Here is an 18,647-nt window from a genome sequence, read left to right on the forward strand (position 1 = left end):
CACGCCGCGCGCGGGCAAGCTCGAGCAGGTGCGCCGCGCGATGGCGGAGAAGGGCGCGCAGTGGCACTTCGTCTCGACGCTCGACGACCTCGCGTGGATCTTCAACCTGCGCGGCGCCGACGTGAGCTATAACCCGGTGTTCGTCGCGCACGCGCTGATCGGCCCGGACGACGCCACGCTGTTCGTCGCCGACGGCAAGGTGAGCGCCGATCTCGCGCAATCGCTCGCGCGCGACACGGTGCGCGTCGCGCCTTACGCCGACGCCGCGAAAGCGCTCGCCGCGCTGCCCGCCGAAGCGGCGCTGCTGGTCGATCCGCGCCGCGTGACTTACGGCCTGCTGCAAGCGGTCGCGAAGGCCGTGAAGCTCGTGGAGTCGGTCAATCCGAGCACCTTCTTCAAGTCGCGCAAGACCGCCGCCGAAGCCGAACACGTGCGCGCGACGATGGAGCAGGACGGCGCGGCGCTCGCCGAATTCTTCGCGTGGTTCGAAGCGGCGCAGGGCCGCGAAAAGATCACCGAACTCACCATCGACGAACAGCTGACGGCCGCGCGCAAACGCCGTCCGGGTTTCGTCTCGCTGTCGTTCGGCACGATCGCCGGTTTCAACGCGAACGGCGCGATGCCGCACTATCGCGCGAGCGCCGAATCGCACGCGGTGATCGAAGGCGACGGCCTGCTGCTGATCGATTCGGGCGGCCAGTATCTCGACGGCACGACCGACATTACGCGCGTCGTGCCGGTGGGCACGCCGAGCGCCGAACAGAAGCGCGATTTCACGCTCGTGCTCAAGGGCATGATGGCGCTGTCGCGCGCGCAGTTTCCGCGCGGCATCCGCTCGCCGATGCTCGACGCGCTCGCGCGCGCGCCGATCTGGGAAGCGGGCGCCGACTACGGCCACGGCACCGGTCACGGCGTGGGCTACTTCCTGAACGTGCACGAAGGCCCGCAGGTCATCTCGCACTACGCGCCCGCCGAAGCGTGGACGGCGATGGAAGAGGGCATGATCACGTCGGTCGAGCCGGGCATCTATCGTCCGGGCAAGTGGGGTGTGCGCATCGAAAATCTGGTGCTGAATCAGCCCGCTGAAAAAACCGAATTCGGCGATTTCCTGAAATTCGAGACGCTCACGCTCTGCCCGATCGACACGCGCTGCATTGATCTGGCGCTGTTGCGCGAGGACGAGCGCGTGTGGCTCAATGCGTACCACCAGACGGTGCGCGTGCGCGTGTCGCCGCACGTGAGCGGCGACGCGCTCGCGTGGCTCGAAAAACGCACGCAGCCGATCTGATCTCTCTTACGCCGCGCTTTGACGTTCGCGGAGCAGTGCGGCAAATCAACGGAGCGCAGACGCATGGCGAGCATGGCGATCAAGGCAGTGGTGTTCGACTTCGGTGGCGTGCTGGTCGACTGGAGTCCTGAGTATCTCTATCGCAAGCTGATTCCCGACGACGGCGAGCGCCGCTGGTTTCTCACCCATGTCTGCGCGACGGACTGGGTGGTGCGCCAGGACGGCGGCGAGCCCATCGCCGTCGGCACCGAGGAACTGGTCGGACGCTTCCCCGAGCACGAAGCGCTGATCCGCGCGTTCTACGAGCGCTGGCACGAGATGATCGGCGGCCTGCTCGAAGGCGGCGTCGCCACGTTCGAGCGTCTGGAGGCGGCCGACGTGCCGATCTTCGGTCTCACGAACTGGTCCGCCGAGACCTTTCCGTGGGCGTGGGAGCGCTTCGGCATTCTGCGGCGCTGCCGCGACGTGGTGGTCTCGGGGCGCGTGAAGCTCGTGAAGCCCGATCCGGCGATCTTCCACGAGATGTTCCGCCGTATCGAGGCGCAATTGCCGGGCGTGCAGCCCGCCGAAATCGTCTTCATCGACGACAACGCGCACAACGTGCAAGCCGCCACGGCGCTCGGCTGGCACGGCGTGCATCACACGAGCAACGCGCAGACCGACGCGCAGTTGCGCGCGCTCGGCCTGCCGGTCTGAGGCGCGGTTTTCTCGCGCGGTCCTCGCGCTTTCCTTCGCTTATTTCGACGCCGCCGACGCGGGCGTGGCCGGTTGCAGCAGGCTGCGCAGCGCGTCGGCGATGCCCTTCGCGGTCTGCCCCGCACCCTGCGCCACGCCTTGCGCGCTCACGCCGAGCGCCTGCGCGAAACCCGCTCGCAACTCGGTCATCAGGCTTTCGTCGAGGCGGAATTTCGGATCGTGCAGATTGCCGTCGAGCACGAAGCGCAGCCGGATATTGCCCTTGCGCGTCTTGAGCGCGGCCACGGCGGCGCGCGTCGGAATCGAGAGAAAGGTGTCGAGCGGGTCGCTGCTTTCGGCCAGTTGCAGCTGATGCAGCGTGATCGTGCCGGGCGCGTGGATGCGGTAGGCGCTCACCGTCGCGTTCAGGTCGAGGTCGAGCGTGCCGCCCGTGACGTTCGCCTTCGGCCCCGCCTTTTTCAGCAGATACGGATCGAGCATCGTGATGTCGACGTCGCGCAGCGTCGTGCGCGTCTGCGAGTCCTTGTTCGCGATGCGGACCCAGCCGCCGAAGCTCACGCGACCCGTGTGCTGCGGGCCTTTGAGCGCGCCGGTCACGGAGATGCGCGTCGGCTCGGCGAGCGCGGGCAGATGCACGTGATCGACCGACGCCTGCGCATCGCTGACCGTCACGCGCCACGGCGGATTGCCCACCGAGCGGTCGTAGAAGTCGAACACGCCGTTCTCGAAACCGATGTGGTCGATCAACTTGTCGGCGGGAAGCTGGGTTTTGTCCGAAAGTGCGGTGTCCGAACCGCCCGATTCCGGCGGCTCGGCAGCGGCCATTTCCTTGCGCAGATTCGGCAGGATCTGGATCGTGCCGTTCTGGCGGCGCAGGACCGTCATCGTGAAGTCGCTGACCGTGACGTCGCGGATATGCACGCGATGCGCGAGCAGCGCGCGCAGATCGGGCGTGATGGTGATGCGGCGCGCGTGCAGCGTGTCGGCGGTGGGCCAGTCGGGCGGCGGCTTGAGGCGCACGTCGTCGAGTTCGACCGAATCGAGCGTGAACGCGACGTGGATGCGCGACGCCGTGCCGACGGGCGCGAGCGCCGCCTCGATGCGCGATTTCGCCTCGCGCTGCAACGCATAGAGGCCGCCGAGCGCGCCGAGCACGAGCACCGCAACGACGATCGCCGCGATCAGGACGATGCGGAAAACAGCGCGCGGACGATTCGGCGTCGACATGCGGGGCACCTTGCGGCAACGAAAGGGCGTGAGACAGAGCGTGCAGCAGGGCATGCAGCAGGGCATGCAGCAGCGCAGGACTGCGCGGCAATGCGCAAAGGCAGTAGCGTAGCGCGTTCCCAGCAACCGGCATGCCGCGCGTGGCGGTGCCGCGTGGGTAATCACGCGGATCGTGTGCGGATCATGCGCAACTCGTGTGCGCAAAAAAAACGGCGGCCCGCAGGCCGCCGTCGTTCGCTGCGCCGCTCAGCGGCGGCGCGCGATGGGGGAGTTCAACGCAATCAGCGCAATCAGCGCAATCAACGCGAGATCGGCTTGTAGCGCAGACGCTTCGGACGCGCGGCTTCCTCGCCCAGACGCTTGATCTTGTCGGCCTCGTATTCCTGATAGTTGCCGTCGAAGAACGTGACTTGCGAGTCGCCTTCGAACGCCAGGATGTGCGTGGCGATACGGTCGAGGAACCAGCGATCGTGCGAGATCACCATCACCGAGCCCGCGAATTCGAGCAGGGCGTCTTCGAGCGCGCGCAGCGTTTCGACGTCGAGGTCGTTCGACGGTTCGTCCAGCAGCAGGACGTTGCCGCCCGAGATCAGCGTCTTGGCCAGATGCAGACGGCCGCGTTCACCGCCCGACAGATTGCCGACGATCTTCTGCTGGTCGCCGCCCTTGAAGTTGAAGCGGCCGATGTACGCGCGCGACGGCGTTTCGTACTTGCCCACCGTCAGCACGTCGGCGCCGCCCGAGATTTCCTCGAACACGGTCTTGCTGGCGGCCAGCGCGTCGCGGCTCTGGTCGACGTAGGCGAGCTTGACCGTCGGGCCTTGCACGATTTCGCCCGAATCCGGCTGCTCCTTGCCCGTGAGCATGCGGAACAGCGTCGACTTGCCGGCGCCGTTCGGCCCGATGATGCCGACGATCGCGCCCGCCGGAATCTTGAAGCTCAGGTCGTCGATCAGCAGACGATCGCCGTATGACTTGCTGACGTTCTTGAACTCGATGACTTCGTTGCCCAGACGCTCGCCCGCCGGAATGAAGATTTCCTGCGTTTCGTTGCGCTTCTGGTAATCGGTGCTCGACAGTTCCTCGAAGCGCGCGATACGCGCCTTCGACTTCGCCTGACGGCCCTTCGGGTTCTGGCGCACCCACTCCAGTTCCTTCTTGATGGCCTTCTGGCGCGCCGATTCCGTCGCTTCTTCCTGCTTCAGGCGCTCTTCCTTCTGGTCGAGCCAGCTGGAGTAGTTGCCCTTCCAGGGAATGCCGTGGCCGCGGTCGAGTTCGAGAATCCACTCGGCGGCGTTATCGAGGAAGTAGCGATCGTGGGTCACGGCGACGACGGTGCCCGGGAAGCGCGTGAGGAACTGTTCGAGCCACTCGACCGATTCGGCGTCCAGGTGGTTGGTCGGTTCGTCGAGCAGCAGCATGTCGGGCTTTTCGAGCAGCAGCTTGCACAGCGCGACGCGGCGCTTTTCACCGCCCGAGAGATTGCCGATCTTCGCGTCCCAGGCCGGCAGACGCAGGGCGTCGGCGGCGATTTCGATCTGCTGTTCGGCGCTGCCGTCGGTCGTGGCGAGGATCGCTTCGTACTTGGCCTGTTCGGCGGCCAGCGCGTCGAAGTCGGCGTCCGGCTCGGCGTAGGCGGCGTAGATTTCGTCGAGCTTCTTCTGCGCGCCGAACACTTCGCCCAGACCTTCCTCGACGGCTTCGCGCACGGTCTTTTCCGGGTCGAGCTGCGGTTCCTGCGGCAGATAGCCGATGTTCAGGTTGGGCATCGGCGTGGCTTCGCCTTCGATGTCCTTGTCGACGCCGGCCATGATCTTGATGAGCGTGGACTTGCCCGAACCGTTCAGGCCGAGCAGACCGATCTTCGCGCCCGGGAAGAACGACAGCGAAATGTCCTTCAGGATCTGGCGTTTGGGCGGCACGATCTTGCCGACCCGGTTCATGGTGAAGACGTATTGGGCCATGAGAGTGTCTTTGGAGTCTGAAAAACGGGAGAAAAAGGGGCGGAATTCTGTCTTGAAACGCAGCGCGAGCCGCGTGCAGACCGCGCGATGATCGCCATCGGGCGGGATGCGCAAACCGCTATTGTACGGGGCGCGGGCGGTGCGGGAGAGATGGGCGGCCGCGGAGGGCGACAATCGGCCCGGCGCATCGTCGCCCGTAAAAAAGCCCGCTTGCAAGCGGGCATTTTCGGCGCTTCCGGCGAACGTTGCTTAGACGTTGCGCCTGGATGTTGCGCTTACACGTTAAACAGGAAGTTCATCACGTCGCCGTCGTGCACGACATATTCCTTGCCTTCGGCGCGCATCTTGCCGGCTTCCTTCGCGCCGGTTTCGCCCTTGTACTGGATGTAGTCGTCGAACGCGATGGTCTGCGCGCGGATGAAGCCGCGCTCGAAGTCGGTGTGGATCGCGCCGGCGGCTTGCGGTGCCGTGTCGCCGACATGGATCGTCCACGCGCGCACTTCCTTCACGCCTGCCGTGAAGTACGTTTGCAGGCCGAGCAGACGGAAGCCCGCGCGGATCACGCGGTCGAGGCCCGGCTCCTGCATGCCCATGTCGGCGAGGAACGCGGCCTTGTCTTCGTCGTCGAGGTCGGCGATTTCGGCTTCGATCGCGGCGCACACGGCCACGACCGGCGCACCTTCGGCTTCGGCGTGCTTGCGCACGGCGTCGAGGTACGGGTTGTTCTCGAAGCCGTCGTCCTTCACGTTCGCGACGTACATCGTCTTCTTCGCGGTGATCAGGCAGAACGGCTTGAGGAGCGCCAGCTCGTCTTCGTTCAGGTCGAGCGCGCGCACGGGCTTGGCCTGGTCGAGCTGCGCGCGCGCTTTTTCGAGCACGGCGACGAGCTTCGCGGCTTCCTTGTCGTTGCCCGACTTGGCGGCCTTCGAGTAGCGCGTGAGCGACTTCTCGACGGTGGCGAGGTCGGCGAGCGCCAGTTCGGTGTTGATGACTTCGATGTCGGCGAGCGGATCGACCTTGCCCGCGACGTGGATCACGTTTTCGTCTTCGAAGCAGCGCACGACGTGCGTGATCGCATCGGTTTCGCGGATGTTGGCGAGGAACTGGTTGCCCAGGCCTTCACCCTTGCTCGCGCCTGCGACCAGGCCCGCGATGTCGACGAACTCGACCACGGCCGGCACGACGCGCTCGGGTTTGACGATCTCAGAGAGCGCCTTCAGGCGCGGATCCGGCACTTCCACGACGCCGACGTTCGGCTCGATCGTGCAGAACGGATAGTTCTCGGCGGCGATGCCTGCCTTGGTCAGCGCGTTGAAGAGGGTGGACTTGCCGACGTTAGGCAAGCCGACGATGCCGCATTTGAGGCTCATGGAAATCTCTGCATGTCAGGGTGGCGACGTGCGGCGCGCCGGGCTCGGGCGTCCGCTGCCTGGCAGTGCCGGCGCTCGCCTGGAGGCGAGCCGGGGACGGCCCGGAATGCACGTCGGGGGCGTGACGCGAAGTCACGAAAACCGTAATTGTAACCTTGTCCGCGCGCGGCTTTGGTGAGCGGTGCGCCGCAATGGCGGGGCGCGGAAAAGGGCGCTATCGGCGGGCATGCCGCGCATGCCGCGAAACGGCGCGCGGCTCGACCGGAATCGGCGCATCGAATGTCGGCCGATGCGTCGCCGATGCGTCGCCGATGTGCCGCCCCGCGCGCCGCCGCACCCGCTTGCCGCACCGCAACATCGCGTCCATCCGGCCCTGTCTCACAAGGGCCCGCGGCTATAATGCGCGGATGACTGCAAGCAACCAGACCTTTGACGTCGCCGTGATCGGCGGCGGGCTCGTCGGCAAGGCGGCGGCGCTGGCGCTGACCCAGAACGGCCTGCGCGTGGCGCTGCTCGCGCAGCCTTGCGCGCCGCTGCCGCCCGGCGCCGTGTTCGACGCGCGCGTCTACGCCTTTTCGCGCAGCTCGCAGGCGCTGTTCGAGCGGCTGCGGGTCTGGCAGGCGGCGGACGCCACGCGGCTCACGCCCGTCTACGACATGCGCGTGTTCGGCGACGCCGCCGCGGAACTGCACTTCTCGGCGTATCAGGCGTCGGTGTCGCAGCTCGCGTGGATCGCCGAGTCGTCGCTGATCGAGCGCGCGATGGACTCCGCGCTGCATTTCCAGCCCAATCTCACGTGGATCGACTCGCGCGCGCAAACGCTCGACGTCAATCCCGGCGCCGCCGTGGTCGGCCTCGCGAACGGCCGCACGATCGAGGCCGATCTGGCGATCGGCGCGGACGGCGCGCATTCGTGGGTGCGCGCGCAGATCGGCGCGAAGGTCGAGCGCCGCGACTATCGGCAAACCGGCGTGGTCGCCAATTTCCGCGCGGAAAAACCGCACGGCGAATGCGCGTATCAATGGTTCCGCGACGGCGAGATCATCGCGTTGCTGCCGCTGCCCGATCAGCACGTGTCGCTCGTCTGGTCGGCGCAGACGGATCACGCCGACGAACTGCTCAAGCTCGAACCGGAGCAGCTCGCCGCCGAAGTGGAGCGCGTCACGCAGCGCCAGCACGGCGCGCTCGAATGCGTCACGCCCGCGCGCGGCTTCCCGCTCTCGCTGCAAACGGTCGACAAGCTGATCGCGCCGCGCGTCGCGCTGGTCGGCGACGCCGCGCATCTGATCCACCCGCTCGCCGGGCAGGGCGTCAATCTCGGGCTGCGCGACGTGGCCGCGCTCGTCGATGTCGTCACGCAGAAGGAAGCGTTCCGCGATCTCGGCGACACGGTTCTGCTGCGCCGCTACGAACGCGGCCGCCGCGAAGACATCCAGAAGCTCGTCGTGGCCACCGACGGTCTGCAGCGTATCTTCGCCGTGCCCGGCACGCTCGCGCGCGCCGTGCGCAACACCGGCATGGCGTTTGTCGGCGCGCAGCCGCTCGTCAAGCGCTGGCTCGTGGCGTCGGCGCTCGGCTGAATTCCCGACTGGCTTCCGTCTGGGCACGCACGCACGCGCGGGACATTTCCGGTACCGCGCCGCGAGGCAGCTTAGAATGGATGTTTGAGTCAGCGGCGAAGAATCGGGACGTTCCGCGACGCCGCTTCGCCAACGGGTTCGCCGCGAACCCATCCGCAACGTTTCGCGCGCGACGCTTCGCATCGCGCCGCGCGCCCGAATCAGGAATGCTTCACATGCAAAAGCGTATTCGCATTGCCGCGCTCGCCCTCGCGACGGTCGCTTCGGTGCTCGTCTGCTCGGCGCAGGCCGACCAGACCACGGACAAGATCAAGACGGCGCTGCAGTCGCGCCTCGGCATCGACAGCGGCGACATCAAGGGCATCACCAAGGCGCCGGTCGCGGGCCTCTACGAGGTGAACCTCGGCTCGCAGATCGTCTACAGCGACGCCAACGGCGACTACGTGCTGACCGGTGACCTCATCGACGCCAAGGCGCACCGCAATCTCACCGAATCGCGCCTCGCCGAAATCAACAAGATCGACTTCTCGAAGCTGCCGCTCGAAAACGCGGTGAAGGTCGTGAAGGGCGACGGCAAGCGCAAGATCGCCGTGTTCTCCGACCCGAACTGCCCGTACTGCCATCAGCTCGAAACCACGCTGAAGTCGGTCGACAACGTGACGGTCTACACCTTCCTGTATCCGGTGCTGTCCCCGGATTCCACGCAGAAGGCCAAGCAGATCTGGTGTTCGTCGGACCGCGCGAAGGCGTGGGAATCGTGGATGGTGGACCGCAAGGCGCCCACGGCCGCCGGCACCTGCAACACCGCCGCGATCGACAGCAATCTCCAGCTGGGCGCGAAGATGAACGTGACCGGCACGCCCACCGTGATCCTCGCCGATGGCACCCGCCTGCCGGGCGCGGTCAGCGCGGACCGGCTCGAAAGCGCCTTGAGCGCCGCTCGCTGACGCGAAACCCGATACGCCGGCCGCCTTTGCGGCCGGTGCTTTTTTGTCCGCCGTCTTTTTGCTGCAGAGTTCTATCGACGCGCGCGACGCGATCCGCCACGAACGCGCCGCCGCCGCTGTCCGCGAACCCCGCCGAACCCGCTGAACCGAACACCACCGATCCCGCCGATGAAGCCGATCCGATACACCATCGTCCCGAAGAACCCCGCCGCGCATCTGTTCGAAGTGACGCTCACCGTCGACGATCCCGCGCCGGACGGCCAGCGCTTCATGCTGCCCGTGTGGGTTCCGGGCAGCTACATGGTGCGCGAGTTCGCGCGCAACATCGTCACGCTGCGCGCCGTTAACGACGCGGGCCGCAAGGTGCGCGTGAGCAAGACCGACAAGCACACGTGGCAGGCCGCGCCGGTGAAGGGCGCGCTCACGCTGCGCTACGAGGTCTACGCGTGGGATCTCTCGGTGCGCGCCGCGCATCTGGACGACACGGCGGGCTTCTTCAACGGCACGAGCGTGTTTCTCGCGGCGCTCGGCCATGAAGAGGCGCAGCACATCGTCGATATCCAGCGCCCGGACGGCCACGCGTACCGTCACTGGCGCGTCGCCACGGCGCTCACCGAGACGCGCGGCACCAAGCGCTACGGCTTCGGCGAGTACGCGGCCATGAACTACGACGAGCTGATCGACCATCCGGTGACGCTCGGCGACTTCACGCTCGCGAGCTTCAAGGCGCACGGCGTGCCGCACGACATCGTGTTCGCCGGGCGCGTGGTGGCGCTCGACATGGAGCGCCTCGCCGCCGATCTGCAGAAGATCTGCGAGGCGCAGATCGCGCTGTTCGAGCCGCGCACGAAGCGCGCGCCGATGGAGCGCTACGTGTTCATGACGCAGGCGGTCAGCGACGGCTACGGCGGCCTCGAACACCGCGCCTCGACGGCGCTGATCTGCAACCGCACCGATCTGCCCGTGAAGGGCAAGGCCGAGACGTCGGACGGTTATCGCACCTATCTCGGCCTGTGCAGCCACGAGTACTTCCACACCTGGAACGTGAAGCGCATCAAGCCCGCCGCGTTCGTGCCGTACGACTTCACGCGCGAGGACTACACGTCGCTGCTCTGGCTGTTCGAAGGCTTCACCTCGTACTACGACGATCTGATCCTCGTGCGCAGCGGCCTGATTTCCGCCGACGATTACTTCGGCCTCGTCGGCAAGACGGTCGCCGGCGTGCTGCGCGGCGCGGGGCGTCTGAAGCAGAGCGTCGCCGAAAGCTCCTTCGACGCGTGGGTGAAGTACTACCGCCAGGACGAAAACGCGGCCAACGCCATCGTCAGCTACTACACGAAGGGCTCGCTCGTCGCGCTCGCGTTCGATCTGACGATCCGCGCCGAAACCAGCGGTCGCAAGTCGCTCGACGACGTGATGCGCCTGCTGTGGCAGCGTTACGGCCGCGACTTCTATCGCGGCAAGCCGGTGGGCGTGGGCGAGGACGACGTCGAGGCGCTGATCGCCGAGGCGACCGGCGTGGAACTGGGCGCGCTCTTTAGCGACGCGGTGCGCGGCACGCGCGATCTGCCGCTCGCGGCGCTGCTCGAACCGTTCGGCGTGAAGCTCGAAGGCGAGCCGGAGCGCGGCGCGAAGCCGTCGCTGGGCGCGCGCCTGCGCGGCGGCGCGGAGGCCACGCTGGCGGTCGTCTACGAGGGCGGCGCGGCGCAGAAGGCCGGTCTCTCGGCCGGCGACACGCTGGTGGCGCTCGACGGCCTGCGCGTGACCGGCTCGAACCTCGACGGCCTGCTCGCGCGCTATCAGCCGGGCGCGAAGGTCGAGATCCACGCGTTCCGCCGCGACGAACTGCGCGTCGCGCGTCTGACCCTCGATCAGCCCGATGTCGCGCGCTACAAGCTCAGCGTCACCGACAAGCGGCCCGCGCCGCGTGCCTTGCGCGAGCGCTGGCTGGCGGTCTGAGGCTGACTGGATGGGCATCGACGCGCGCGGGTTGGCAGCGGGCGTCGGCGAGAACGGCTGGATCTCACCGATCCGGCCGTTTTTTTATCCCGGGGATTGTTCTACCGTTGCAACAATCCGTCATCGGCGGGGGTCTTTTTCGCGAGGCGGCAAAAAAACACAATGCCTTCACTCGCGCAACGTTGCGCAAACAGACCCGAAGGAGCCACCATGACCACGATCCTGCAAATCAATTCCGCCGCCCGTTCGCAAGGCGCCCAGTCGACGCTGCTCGTCAACGAACTGACGGAGAAGCTGCAACAGTCGAACGCCGGTGCGAAGGTCGTCACGCGCAACCTGCAAGCCGACCCGCTGCCGCACCTCGACGACGCCGTGCTCGGCGCGTTCTTCACGCCCGCCGACCAGCGTTCGCCGGAACAACAAGCGATCGCCGCGCGCAGCGAAGCGCTGATCGCCGAACTGCAAGCCGCGGACATCGTCGTGATCGGCGCACCACTGTACAACTTCGGCATCTCGTCGCAACTGAAGACGTACTTCGACTGGATCGCCCGCGCCGGCATCACGTTCCAGTACACGGCGAACGGCCCCGAAGGTCTCGTGAAGGGCAAGAAGGTGTTCGTGGTTTCGGCACGCGGCGGCAAGTACCAAGGCACCCCGCACGACAGCCAGACGCCGTACCTGAAGTCGTTCCTCGGCTTCCTCGGCATGACCGACGTCAGCTTCATCTACGCTGAAGGCCTGAACATGGGCCCGGACGCAGCCAGCGCCGCACTCGCGAGCGCACGCGAGGCCATCGCGGCTGCGTAAGCCCGATTCCTGCGCTGCAAAGCAAAACGCCACGAAAGCGATTTCGTGGCGTTTTTTCTTGTGCGCGCGCTTCTTGGGGCGCGGGCGGTGTGCGGATCAGTGAATCCGCAGATCCGCTGGATTCGCAGATCAGGCGAGCACTTCGCCGACCTCGGGCAGACGCCATTCGATCGGCGCGCGGTCGTGCGCCTGCAAATACGCGTTGGCCTGCACGAAGTGCCCGCAGCCCAGAAAGCCGCGATGCGCCGACAGCGGCGACGGATGCGGCGCTTCCAGCACGCAATGCTCGCCGTTGCCGAGCAGCGCGCGCTTGTTCTGCGCGTGCGCGCCCCACAGCATGAACACGAGATGCTTGTGGCGCGTGGCCAGTTCGTGGATCAGCGTGTCGGTGCAGCGTTCCCAGCCGCGTTTCGCGTGGCTCGCGGCGTTCGCGCGCTCGACCGTCAGCACGGTGTTGAGCAGCAGCACGCCCTGACGCGCCCAGGCGTCGAGACAGCCGTGCGCGGGCGCGTCGATGCCGAGACTCGCCGCGATTTCCTTGAACATGTTGCGCAGTGACGGCGGCGGACGCACGCCCGGCGGCACCGAAAACGCGAGACCGTGCGCCTGCGGCGTGCCGCGGTCGTCGCCGTGATACGGGTCCTGGCCGAGGATCACCACTTTCACGTCGTCGGGCGAGGTGAGGCGCAGCGCGCGGAACACATCGGCGGGATAGACGGTCTTGCCGGCGGCGCGCTCGTCGTCGACGAAACGGCACAGCGGCGCGTAGGCGTCGCTCGCGGTGAACGGCGTGAGCAGGTCGCGCCAGGCGTCGGGCAGGGCGGCGAACTGGTCTTCGAGGCGCGGCGTGTCGGAAACCTGGGACATGGCGATGGCTAGCTGGGTGTCGGATGCGTGGGTGTCAGGCGCAGCGGCGCTCGCAAGCGCGGCTTGCGCCGCGTGCGCCGGAATCGGGTTCGCGAGTGCGGGCGCCGGGAATTCGTCGGCGTCGAACAGCGAGAAAATCGTGATCTGACGCGGATCGACCTCGGGCTGCGCCGGTTCGTCGAGCGTGGCCTGCGCGGCGTCGGGCGCTTCGTCGTCGAAAAGCGAAGTCTGCACCGGCTGCGCGAGGCGCGTCGTGCGTTTTGTGGGAGTCATGGGCGGCAAGTGTCGCAGCAATCGCGCGGGGATTCAATGCAGTGCGGCGCGATCCGGTGCGCTTCGAGGTGCGGCGAACGGGGCATCGACGATTCAGTCCGGGGATTTTTGATATGGGTGTTTTTGAGCGCGCCCTATAGTCCCGTGCGTACTAACTGACATCGACAGAGGCTGACGTGAGCAACACCAAGACACTCGATTTAGGCTGCGGCCCGAATCCGAAGAATCCGTTCAATGCGAACGAGCTCTACGGGGTCGACGTTCGCAATCTGGGGCCGAACATCGTCTCCGCCGACCTCGTGATCGAGCCGATTCCGTTCGAATCCGGGATGTTCGATTTCGTCACGGCGTTCGATTTCATCGAGCACGTGCCACGGCTGCTCTACGCGCCGCAGCGCCGCAACTGCTTTGTCGAACTGATGAACGAGATCTGGCGCGTGCTGAAAGTCGGCGGGCAGTTTCTTTCGCTGACACCGGCCTATCCGCACGCATCCACGTTTCGCGACCCGACGCACGTGAACTTCATCACCGAAGAAACGTTCCCGCTTTACTTCGACGACAAGCACCGGTGGGCCGACATGTACGGCTTCACCGGCGCATTCGAGATCATCGAGCAGCAGTGGCACGGCCCGCATCTGCTCTCGCGGATGCGCAAGGTCGAGTTGGCCTGAGCTTCAGCCTTCGCGCAGCTGGTAGCCGCGCTGCGCCTTGCTGATGTCGTCCGGCGCGAGACCCGGCAGCGCTTGCGCGAGTTCGGCGGCGAGCGCGCGCAGCGCGGCTTCGCCATCGTCCTTTGCGGCCTTCAGTTCGAGCTCGATTTCGCAGATCGGCGTGCTGCGCGCCTCGCCGTTCACATCGGCCGTGATTTCGCCCTGATCGACGGCCGCTTCCACCTGCGCGCCGTCGACGTCGAGCGTCCACAGCGTGCGCGTGAAATCGGTGCGAAAGAGCGGAATGAGCGCCGAAGCGGCGCCGGACAGCGCCGTCGAGACGCCCGATTCGTCGCACTCGTGCAGCAGCCTGTCGATCTCGAGCGCTTCGCCCGCGACCGGCATTTCCCACTCGTGACGCGCGTGCAGACCGTTCTGCGACACGCCCACCGTCTTGAATGTCTGCAGCCAGCCTTCGGGCGCGCGGCGCAGTCGCAGCGCGCTTTTCGCGCGCGCGAGCGTGAGCTGCGGCGTGTCGAAGTAGATGTTTTCGAGCCGGATCGGATGACCCGGCGCGCCCGCGCGCGCCTCGAAGAAACGCAGCGCCGCATCGACCTGGTCCTGCGGCAGCGCGAGCTTGATTTCGCGTTCGATACCCATGTCGCTACGCGCTCAGAAGAACATGCGCGCGAGTTCCGCGCCCGGCTGTTCCGCGCGCATGAACGCCTCGCCGACGAGGAAGCTATGCACGGACAGCTCGCGCATCTTCTCGACATCGGCGCGCGAAAGAATGCCCGATTCCGTCACGACGATGCGGTCTTCGGGCACGTCGTCGAGCATGCCGATGGTGGTTTGCAGCGTGGTTTCGAAGGTGCGCAGATTGCGGTTGTTGATGCCGATGAGCGGCGTCTTCAGCGTGAGCGCGTGATCGAGTTCCGCGCGGTCGTGCACTTCGACGAGCACCGCGAGACCGAGCGAATGCGCGAGCGCTTCGAGGTCGCGCATCTGGCCCGGTTCGAGCGCGGCGGCGATCAGCAGGATCGCGTCGGCGCCCATCGCGCGCGCTTCGACGATCTGGTACGGATCGACGATGAAGTCCTTGCGCAGCACCGGCAGGTCGCACGCGGCGCGCGCGGCTTGCAGATACGGGACGCTGCCCTGGAAGAACTGCACGTCGGTGAGCACGGACAGGCACGCGGCGCCGTGACCGGCATACGAGCGCGCGATCTCGGCGGGATCGAAGTTTTCGCGCAGCACGCCTTTAGACGGGCTGGCCTTCTTCACTTCGGCGATCACGGCCGCCTGGCCGTTCTCGTGTTTCGCGCGCAGCGCGCCGACGAAGTCGCGCAGATCGCGCGAGCTTGCCGCGAGACGCAGTTCTTCGAGCGGTGCGCTCTGTTCCGCGGCGCGCACTTCTTCGCGCTTCACGGCGATGATTTTTTCGAGGATGTCGCTCATGGTTTCAACAAAATTCGGCTAAAAACGGTGCGGGATCAGCGTGTTAATCAGCGTGTCAACTACGCAGGTCACGCACGCTTGAACTGTTGCGTGAAGCGTACCAGTTCGTCGACTTTGGCGCGCGCGCGGCCGCTGGCGAGCGTTTCGCGCGCCAGCGCGATGCCGTCGGCGATCGAGTTCGTGACGTTGGCCGAGTAGAGCGCGGTGCCCGCGTTCAGCGTGACGATTTCGCGCGCCGTGCCCGGTTCGTTCGCGAGCGCGCCGAGCAGCATCGCCTTCGACTCGTCGGCGTTTTCGACCTTGAGCGAGCGGTTCGAGACCATCTGCAGGCCGAAGTCTTCGGGGTGGATTTCGTACTCGCGAATCTCGCCGTCCTTCAGCTCGCCGACCAGCGTGGCCGCGCCGAGCGAGACCTCGTCCATGCCGTCCTTGCCGTACACCACAAGCACGTGCTTCGCGCCGAGGCGCTGCATCACGCGCACCTGAATGCCGACGAGGTCCGGGTGGAACACGCCCATCAGCTGATTGGGCGCGCCGGCCGGATTCGTGAGCGGGCCGAGGATGTTGAAGATGGTGCGCACGCCCAGTTCGCGGCGCACGGCGGCGATGTTTTTCATCGCCGGATGATGGTTGGGCGCGAACATGAAGCCCATGCCCGTTTCGGCGATCGACGCGGCCACCTGGTCCGGTTGCAGGTCGATGTTCACGCCGAGCGCTTCGAGCACGTCCGCGCTGCCCGACTTGCTCGACACGCCGCGATTGCCGTGCTTCGCGACCTTCGCGCCCGCCGCCGCGACGACGAACATCGACGCCGTGGAGATGTTGAACGTGTGCGAGCCGTCGCCGCCGGTGCCGACGATGTCGATGAAGTTCGAGTTGTCCTTCACTTCGACGTGATTCGCGAACTCGCGCATCACGGTCGCGGCCGCCGCGATCTCGCCGATGGTTTCCTTCTTGACGCGCAGGCCCGTGATGATGGCCGCCGAGAGCACGGGCGAGAGCTCGCCGCGCATGATCATGCGCATGAGATGGAGCATCTCGTCGTGAAAAATCTCGCGGTGCTCGATCGTGCGTTGCAGCGCTTCCTGCGGGGTAATGGACATGGTGCTCGCCTCCGTATCAAGCGCTGTGGGTCTGCTTCAGGAAATTCTCGAACAGCGCGTGGCCGTGCTCCGAGAGGATCGATTCGGGATGGAACTGCACGCCTTCGACCGCGAGTTCGCGGTGACGCACGCCCATGATTTCGCCGTCCTCGGTCCACGCGGTCACTTCGAGGCAATCGGGCAGCGACTCGCGCTCGATCGCGAGCGAGTGATAGCGCGTGACGTTGAAGTGCTTCGGCAGATCGGCGAACACGCCCTTGCAGTCGGTTTCGATCTGGCTGACCTTGCCGTGCATGATGGTTTTCGCGCGCACGACGCGGCCGCCGAACGCCTCGCCGATAGCCTGATGGCCGAGGCACACGCCGAGAATCGGCGTCTTGCCCGCGAACTCGCTCAGCACGGCGAGCGTGATGCCCGCGTGCTGCGGATTGCTCGGTCCCGGCGAAAGGCAGATGCGCTTCGGGTTGAGCGCCTTGATCTCGTCGATGGTGATTTCGTCGTTGCGATACGTGCGCACGTCTTCGCCGAGTTCGCCGAAGTACTGGACGATGTTGTAGGTAAACGAATCGTAGTTGTCGATCATGAGCAACATGGTCTTTCTCCGCTCAGAAGTCGCTGTCGAGGCCGTCCTGCACCTGCTCGGCGGCGCGCAGCACGGCGCGCGCCTTGTTTTCCGTTTCTTGCCATTCCGACTCGGGCACCGAATCGGCGACCACGCCGGCCGCAGCCTGCACATACAGATTGCCGTTGTGGATGACGCCCGTGCGGATCGTGATCGCCAGATCCATCTCGCCGTTGAACGAGAGGTAGCCGACCGCGCCGCCGTAGAGGCCGCGCTTCACCGGTTCGAGTTCGTCGATGAGTTCCATCGCGCGCACCTTCGGCGCACCCGAGAGCGTGCCGGCCGGGAAGGTCGCGCGCAGCACGTCGAAGTTGCTCACGCCGGGCTTGAGCTTGCCTTCCACCGAACTCACGATGTGCTGCACGTGCGAGTACTTTTCGATGATCATCTGGTCGGTCACGGACACCGAGCCGATTTCCGCGATGCGGCCCACGTCGTTGCGCGCGAGGTCGATCAGCATGACGTGCTCGGCGATTTCCTTCGGGTCGTTGAGCAGCTCGGTCGCGAGTTCGGCGTCGCGCTCGGGCGTGTTGCCGCGCGGACGCGTGCCCGCGAGCGGACGGATCGTCACGATGCGGTCCTCGCCGCGCTGCTCCTGACGCACCAGAATTTCCGGCGACGCGCCCACCACGTGGAATTCGCCGAAGTTGTAGTAGTACATGTACGGCGACGGGTTCAGCGAACGCAGCGCGCGATAGAGCGAGAGCGGATTGTCGCGATACGGCTTGGTCAGGCGCTGGCCGACCTGCACCTGCATCAGTTCGCCCGCGGCGATGTATTCCTTGGCCTTGCGCACGGCCGCGAGGTAATCGTCCTTCTTGAACTCGCGGAACGTTTCGGTGCGCACGCTCGCGCTCGTGACCGGCGGCTGCACCGTCGTGCGCAGGCGCTGCTTGAGTTCGCGCAGGCGCAGCTTGGCCTTCGTGTAGGCCTCGGGCGTTTGCGGATCGGCGTAGACGATCAGATAGAGCTTGCCCGCGAGATTGTCGATCACCGCGACTTCCTCGGCGAGCAGCAGCTGGATGTCGGGCAGGCCGAGATCGTCGGGCGGGCAGGTGTCGGCGAGCTTCTTCTCGATGTAGCGCACCGCGTCGTAGCCGAAGTAGCCGGCGAGGCCGCCGCAGAAGCGCGGCAGGCCGGGGCGCTGCGCGACCTTGAAGCGCGACTGGTACTGCGCGATGAATTCGAGCGGGTCGCCGTCGTGGGTTTCGATCACCTGGCCGTCGCGCACGACTTCCGAGATGCCGTTGCTCACACGCAGCAGCGAGCGCGCGGGCAGGCCGATGAACGAGTAGCGCCCGAACCGCTCGCCGCCGACGACGGATTCGAGCAGAAAGGAGTTGGCGCCGCCGCGCTCGGGCTGCGCGAGCTTCAGGTACAGCGAAAGCGGCGTTTCCAGATCGGCGAGTGCTTCGGCGATCAGCGGGATGCGGTTGTAGCCCTCGTTGGCGAGAGACTGGAATTCGAGTTCGGTCATGTTCCGATCCTGTTCGTGCTGCCGGTCGCGGCGTGGGGTGCGGGCCCAGTGCGGCTCAAAAGGGGGCGCGCGGTGAACGCGAAGGCGTCTGTTTTGAGTGCTAGTTGGCCGCTGGCGCTCGCTCGTGCGGCCCACGGACGCACAAGGCGTCTGCCGGGCCGGCGTGCGGACGATCGGAGGCGGAAGCGAGACGTAGGCGCTGGCGGCCCGGCACGCGACGAATCGACATGCAAGGATCGCGACAGCCCACGGCAAGACCAGCCGACGGTTGACCGCAACAGTTTAGAGACGAGACACGCGCGAGAGCGCAGCGAAGTAAAAAACGGAGCTGAAGGGGAAGCGAACTTGAGACAAGCGCG

General features: G+C 66.3%; 16 protein-coding genes. 7 read left to right on the forward strand and 9 right to left on the reverse strand.

Annotation, left to right across the window (positions count from 1 at the left end):
• On the forward strand, positions 1 to 1,288 hold a 1,288-nt coding region (locus tag LDO54_RS28280), incomplete at its 5' end, for an aminopeptidase family protein P (RefSeq protein ID WP_224014235.1).
• Positions 1,289 to 1,360: 72 nt separating this feature from the next.
• The gene (locus LDO54_RS28285) at positions 1,361 to 1,984 is read left to right on the forward strand and encodes an HAD family hydrolase (RefSeq protein ID WP_224014286.1); all 624 of its coding nucleotides are present in this window, start codon (positions 1,361 to 1,363) and stop codon (positions 1,982 to 1,984) included.
• Positions 1,985 to 2,023: 39 nt separating this feature from the next.
• Here LDO54_RS28285 and LDO54_RS28290 read toward each other — a convergent pair whose 3' ends face one another.
• The 3 genes from LDO54_RS28290 to ychF all read right to left on the reverse strand — a co-directional run bounded on the left by LDO54_RS28290 (position 2,024) and on the right by ychF (position 6,545).
• Positions 2,024 to 3,211 (reverse strand): DUF748 domain-containing protein, encoded by a 1,188-nt coding sequence (locus LDO54_RS28290; protein ID WP_224014237.1) that lies wholly within the window; start codon positions 3,209 to 3,211, stop codon positions 2,024 to 2,026.
• 299 nt (positions 3,212 to 3,510) lie between these two features.
• Positions 3,511 to 5,175, reverse strand: coding sequence for an energy-dependent translational throttle protein EttA (ettA, locus tag LDO54_RS28295; RefSeq protein ID WP_224014239.1), 1,665 nt, complete (start codon positions 5,173 to 5,175; stop codon positions 3,511 to 3,513).
• Between the two features lie 275 nt (positions 5,176 to 5,450).
• Complete coding sequence (gene ychF, locus LDO54_RS28300) at positions 5,451 to 6,545, reverse strand: redox-regulated ATPase YchF (protein ID WP_224014247.1); 1,095 nt, start codon at positions 6,543 to 6,545, stop codon at positions 5,451 to 5,453.
• A gap of 407 nt (positions 6,546 to 6,952) precedes the next feature.
• On the opposite strand from ychF, the gene LDO54_RS28305 reads away from it, so the two are divergent.
• The 4 genes from LDO54_RS28305 (at position 6,953) to LDO54_RS28320 (ending at position 11,838) form a co-directional block, all read left to right on the forward strand.
• On the forward strand, positions 6,953 to 8,125 hold the full coding sequence (locus tag LDO54_RS28305) for a UbiH/UbiF family hydroxylase (RefSeq protein WP_224014249.1): 1,173 nt from the start codon (positions 6,953 to 6,955) through the stop codon (positions 8,123 to 8,125).
• Between the two features lie 215 nt (positions 8,126 to 8,340).
• A complete protein-coding gene (locus LDO54_RS28310; RefSeq protein WP_224014251.1) occupies positions 8,341 to 9,072 on the forward strand; it encodes a DsbC family protein in 732 nt (243 codons plus the stop codon).
• Positions 9,073 to 9,240: 168 nt separating this feature from the next.
• Positions 9,241 to 11,031: a M61 family metallopeptidase gene (locus LDO54_RS28315; protein ID WP_224014252.1), complete on the forward strand. Its 1,791-nt coding sequence runs from the start codon at positions 9,241 to 9,243 to the stop codon at positions 11,029 to 11,031.
• A 210-nt stretch (positions 11,032 to 11,241) separates the two neighbouring features.
• Entirely contained in the window at positions 11,242 to 11,838 is a 597-nt protein-coding gene (locus LDO54_RS28320; protein WP_224014254.1) for an FMN-dependent NADH-azoreductase, read from the forward strand.
• Between the two features lie 129 nt (positions 11,839 to 11,967).
• Here LDO54_RS28320 and LDO54_RS28325 read toward each other — a convergent pair whose 3' ends face one another.
• A complete protein-coding gene (locus tag LDO54_RS28325; protein ID WP_224014256.1) occupies positions 11,968 to 12,978 on the reverse strand; it encodes a uracil-DNA glycosylase in 1,011 nt (336 codons plus the stop codon).
• 176 nt (positions 12,979 to 13,154) lie between these two features.
• On the opposite strand from LDO54_RS28325, the gene LDO54_RS28330 reads away from it, so the two are divergent.
• The gene (locus LDO54_RS28330) at positions 13,155 to 13,649 is read left to right on the forward strand and encodes a methyltransferase domain-containing protein (protein WP_224014257.1); all 495 of its coding nucleotides are present in this window, start codon (positions 13,155 to 13,157) and stop codon (positions 13,647 to 13,649) included.
• Between the two features lie 3 nt (positions 13,650 to 13,652).
• On the opposite strand, the gene LDO54_RS28335 is transcribed toward LDO54_RS28330, so the two are convergent.
• The 5 genes from LDO54_RS28335 to trpE all read right to left on the reverse strand — a co-directional run bounded on the left by LDO54_RS28335 (position 13,653) and on the right by trpE (position 18,288).
• Positions 13,653 to 14,288, reverse strand: a complete 636-nt coding sequence (locus LDO54_RS28335) for a CYTH domain-containing protein (protein WP_224014259.1) — start codon at positions 14,286 to 14,288, stop codon at positions 13,653 to 13,655.
• A 12-nt stretch (positions 14,289 to 14,300) separates the two neighbouring features.
• Complete coding sequence (gene trpC, locus LDO54_RS28340) at positions 14,301 to 15,086, reverse strand: indole-3-glycerol phosphate synthase TrpC (protein WP_224014261.1); 786 nt, start codon at positions 15,084 to 15,086, stop codon at positions 14,301 to 14,303.
• A 68-nt stretch (positions 15,087 to 15,154) separates the two neighbouring features.
• Positions 15,155 to 16,189 (reverse strand): anthranilate phosphoribosyltransferase, encoded by a 1,035-nt coding sequence (gene trpD / locus LDO54_RS28345; protein ID WP_224014263.1) that lies wholly within the window; start codon positions 16,187 to 16,189, stop codon positions 15,155 to 15,157.
• Positions 16,190 to 16,205: 16 nt separating this feature from the next.
• Entirely contained in the window at positions 16,206 to 16,781 is a 576-nt protein-coding gene (locus tag LDO54_RS28350; protein ID WP_224014265.1) for an aminodeoxychorismate/anthranilate synthase component II, read from the reverse strand.
• A 13-nt stretch (positions 16,782 to 16,794) separates the two neighbouring features.
• Positions 16,795 to 18,288: an anthranilate synthase component I gene (gene trpE, locus LDO54_RS28355; protein ID WP_224014267.1), complete on the reverse strand. Its 1,494-nt coding sequence runs from the start codon at positions 18,286 to 18,288 to the stop codon at positions 16,795 to 16,797.
• Positions 18,289 to 18,647: the final 359 nt, after the last annotated feature.

This window comes from Paraburkholderia tropica (assembly GCF_914484835.1).
In the GTDB taxonomy this organism is placed as follows: Bacteria; Pseudomonadota; Gammaproteobacteria; order Burkholderiales; family Burkholderiaceae; genus Paraburkholderia; species Paraburkholderia tropica_A.

Coding starts and splice junctions, on each gene's coding strand:
- LDO54_RS28325 (WP_224014256.1), bottom strand. CDS start 12,978: ATGACTCCCACAAAACGCACGACGCGCCTCGCGCAGCCGGTGCAGACT.
- ettA (WP_224014239.1), bottom strand. CDS start 5,175: ATGGCCCAATACGTCTTCACCATGAACCGGGTCGGCAAGATCGTGCCG.
- trpD (WP_224014263.1), bottom strand. CDS start 16,189: ATGTCCATTACCCCGCAGGAAGCGCTGCAACGCACGATCGAGCACCGC.
- LDO54_RS28285 (WP_224014286.1), top strand. CDS start 1,361: ATGGCGATCAAGGCAGTGGTGTTCGACTTCGGTGGCGTGCTGGTCGAC.
- LDO54_RS28335 (WP_224014259.1), bottom strand. CDS start 14,288: ATGGGTATCGAACGCGAAATCAAGCTCGCGCTGCCGCAGGACCAGGTC.
- LDO54_RS28305 (WP_224014249.1), top strand. CDS start 6,953: ATGACTGCAAGCAACCAGACCTTTGACGTCGCCGTGATCGGCGGCGGG.
- trpE (WP_224014267.1), bottom strand. CDS start 18,288: ATGACCGAACTCGAATTCCAGTCTCTCGCCAACGAGGGCTACAACCGC.
- LDO54_RS28320 (WP_224014254.1), top strand. CDS start 11,242: ATGACCACGATCCTGCAAATCAATTCCGCCGCCCGTTCGCAAGGCGCC.
- LDO54_RS28350 (WP_224014265.1), bottom strand. CDS start 16,781: ATGTTGCTCATGATCGACAACTACGATTCGTTTACCTACAACATCGTC.
- LDO54_RS28290 (WP_224014237.1), bottom strand. CDS start 3,211: ATGTCGACGCCGAATCGTCCGCGCGCTGTTTTCCGCATCGTCCTGATC.
- LDO54_RS28310 (WP_224014251.1), top strand. CDS start 8,341: ATGCAAAAGCGTATTCGCATTGCCGCGCTCGCCCTCGCGACGGTCGCT.
- ychF (WP_224014247.1), bottom strand. CDS start 6,545: ATGAGCCTCAAATGCGGCATCGTCGGCTTGCCTAACGTCGGCAAGTCC.
- LDO54_RS28315 (WP_224014252.1), top strand. CDS start 9,241: ATGAAGCCGATCCGATACACCATCGTCCCGAAGAACCCCGCCGCGCAT.
- trpC (WP_224014261.1), bottom strand. CDS start 15,086: ATGAGCGACATCCTCGAAAAAATCATCGCCGTGAAGCGCGAAGAAGTG.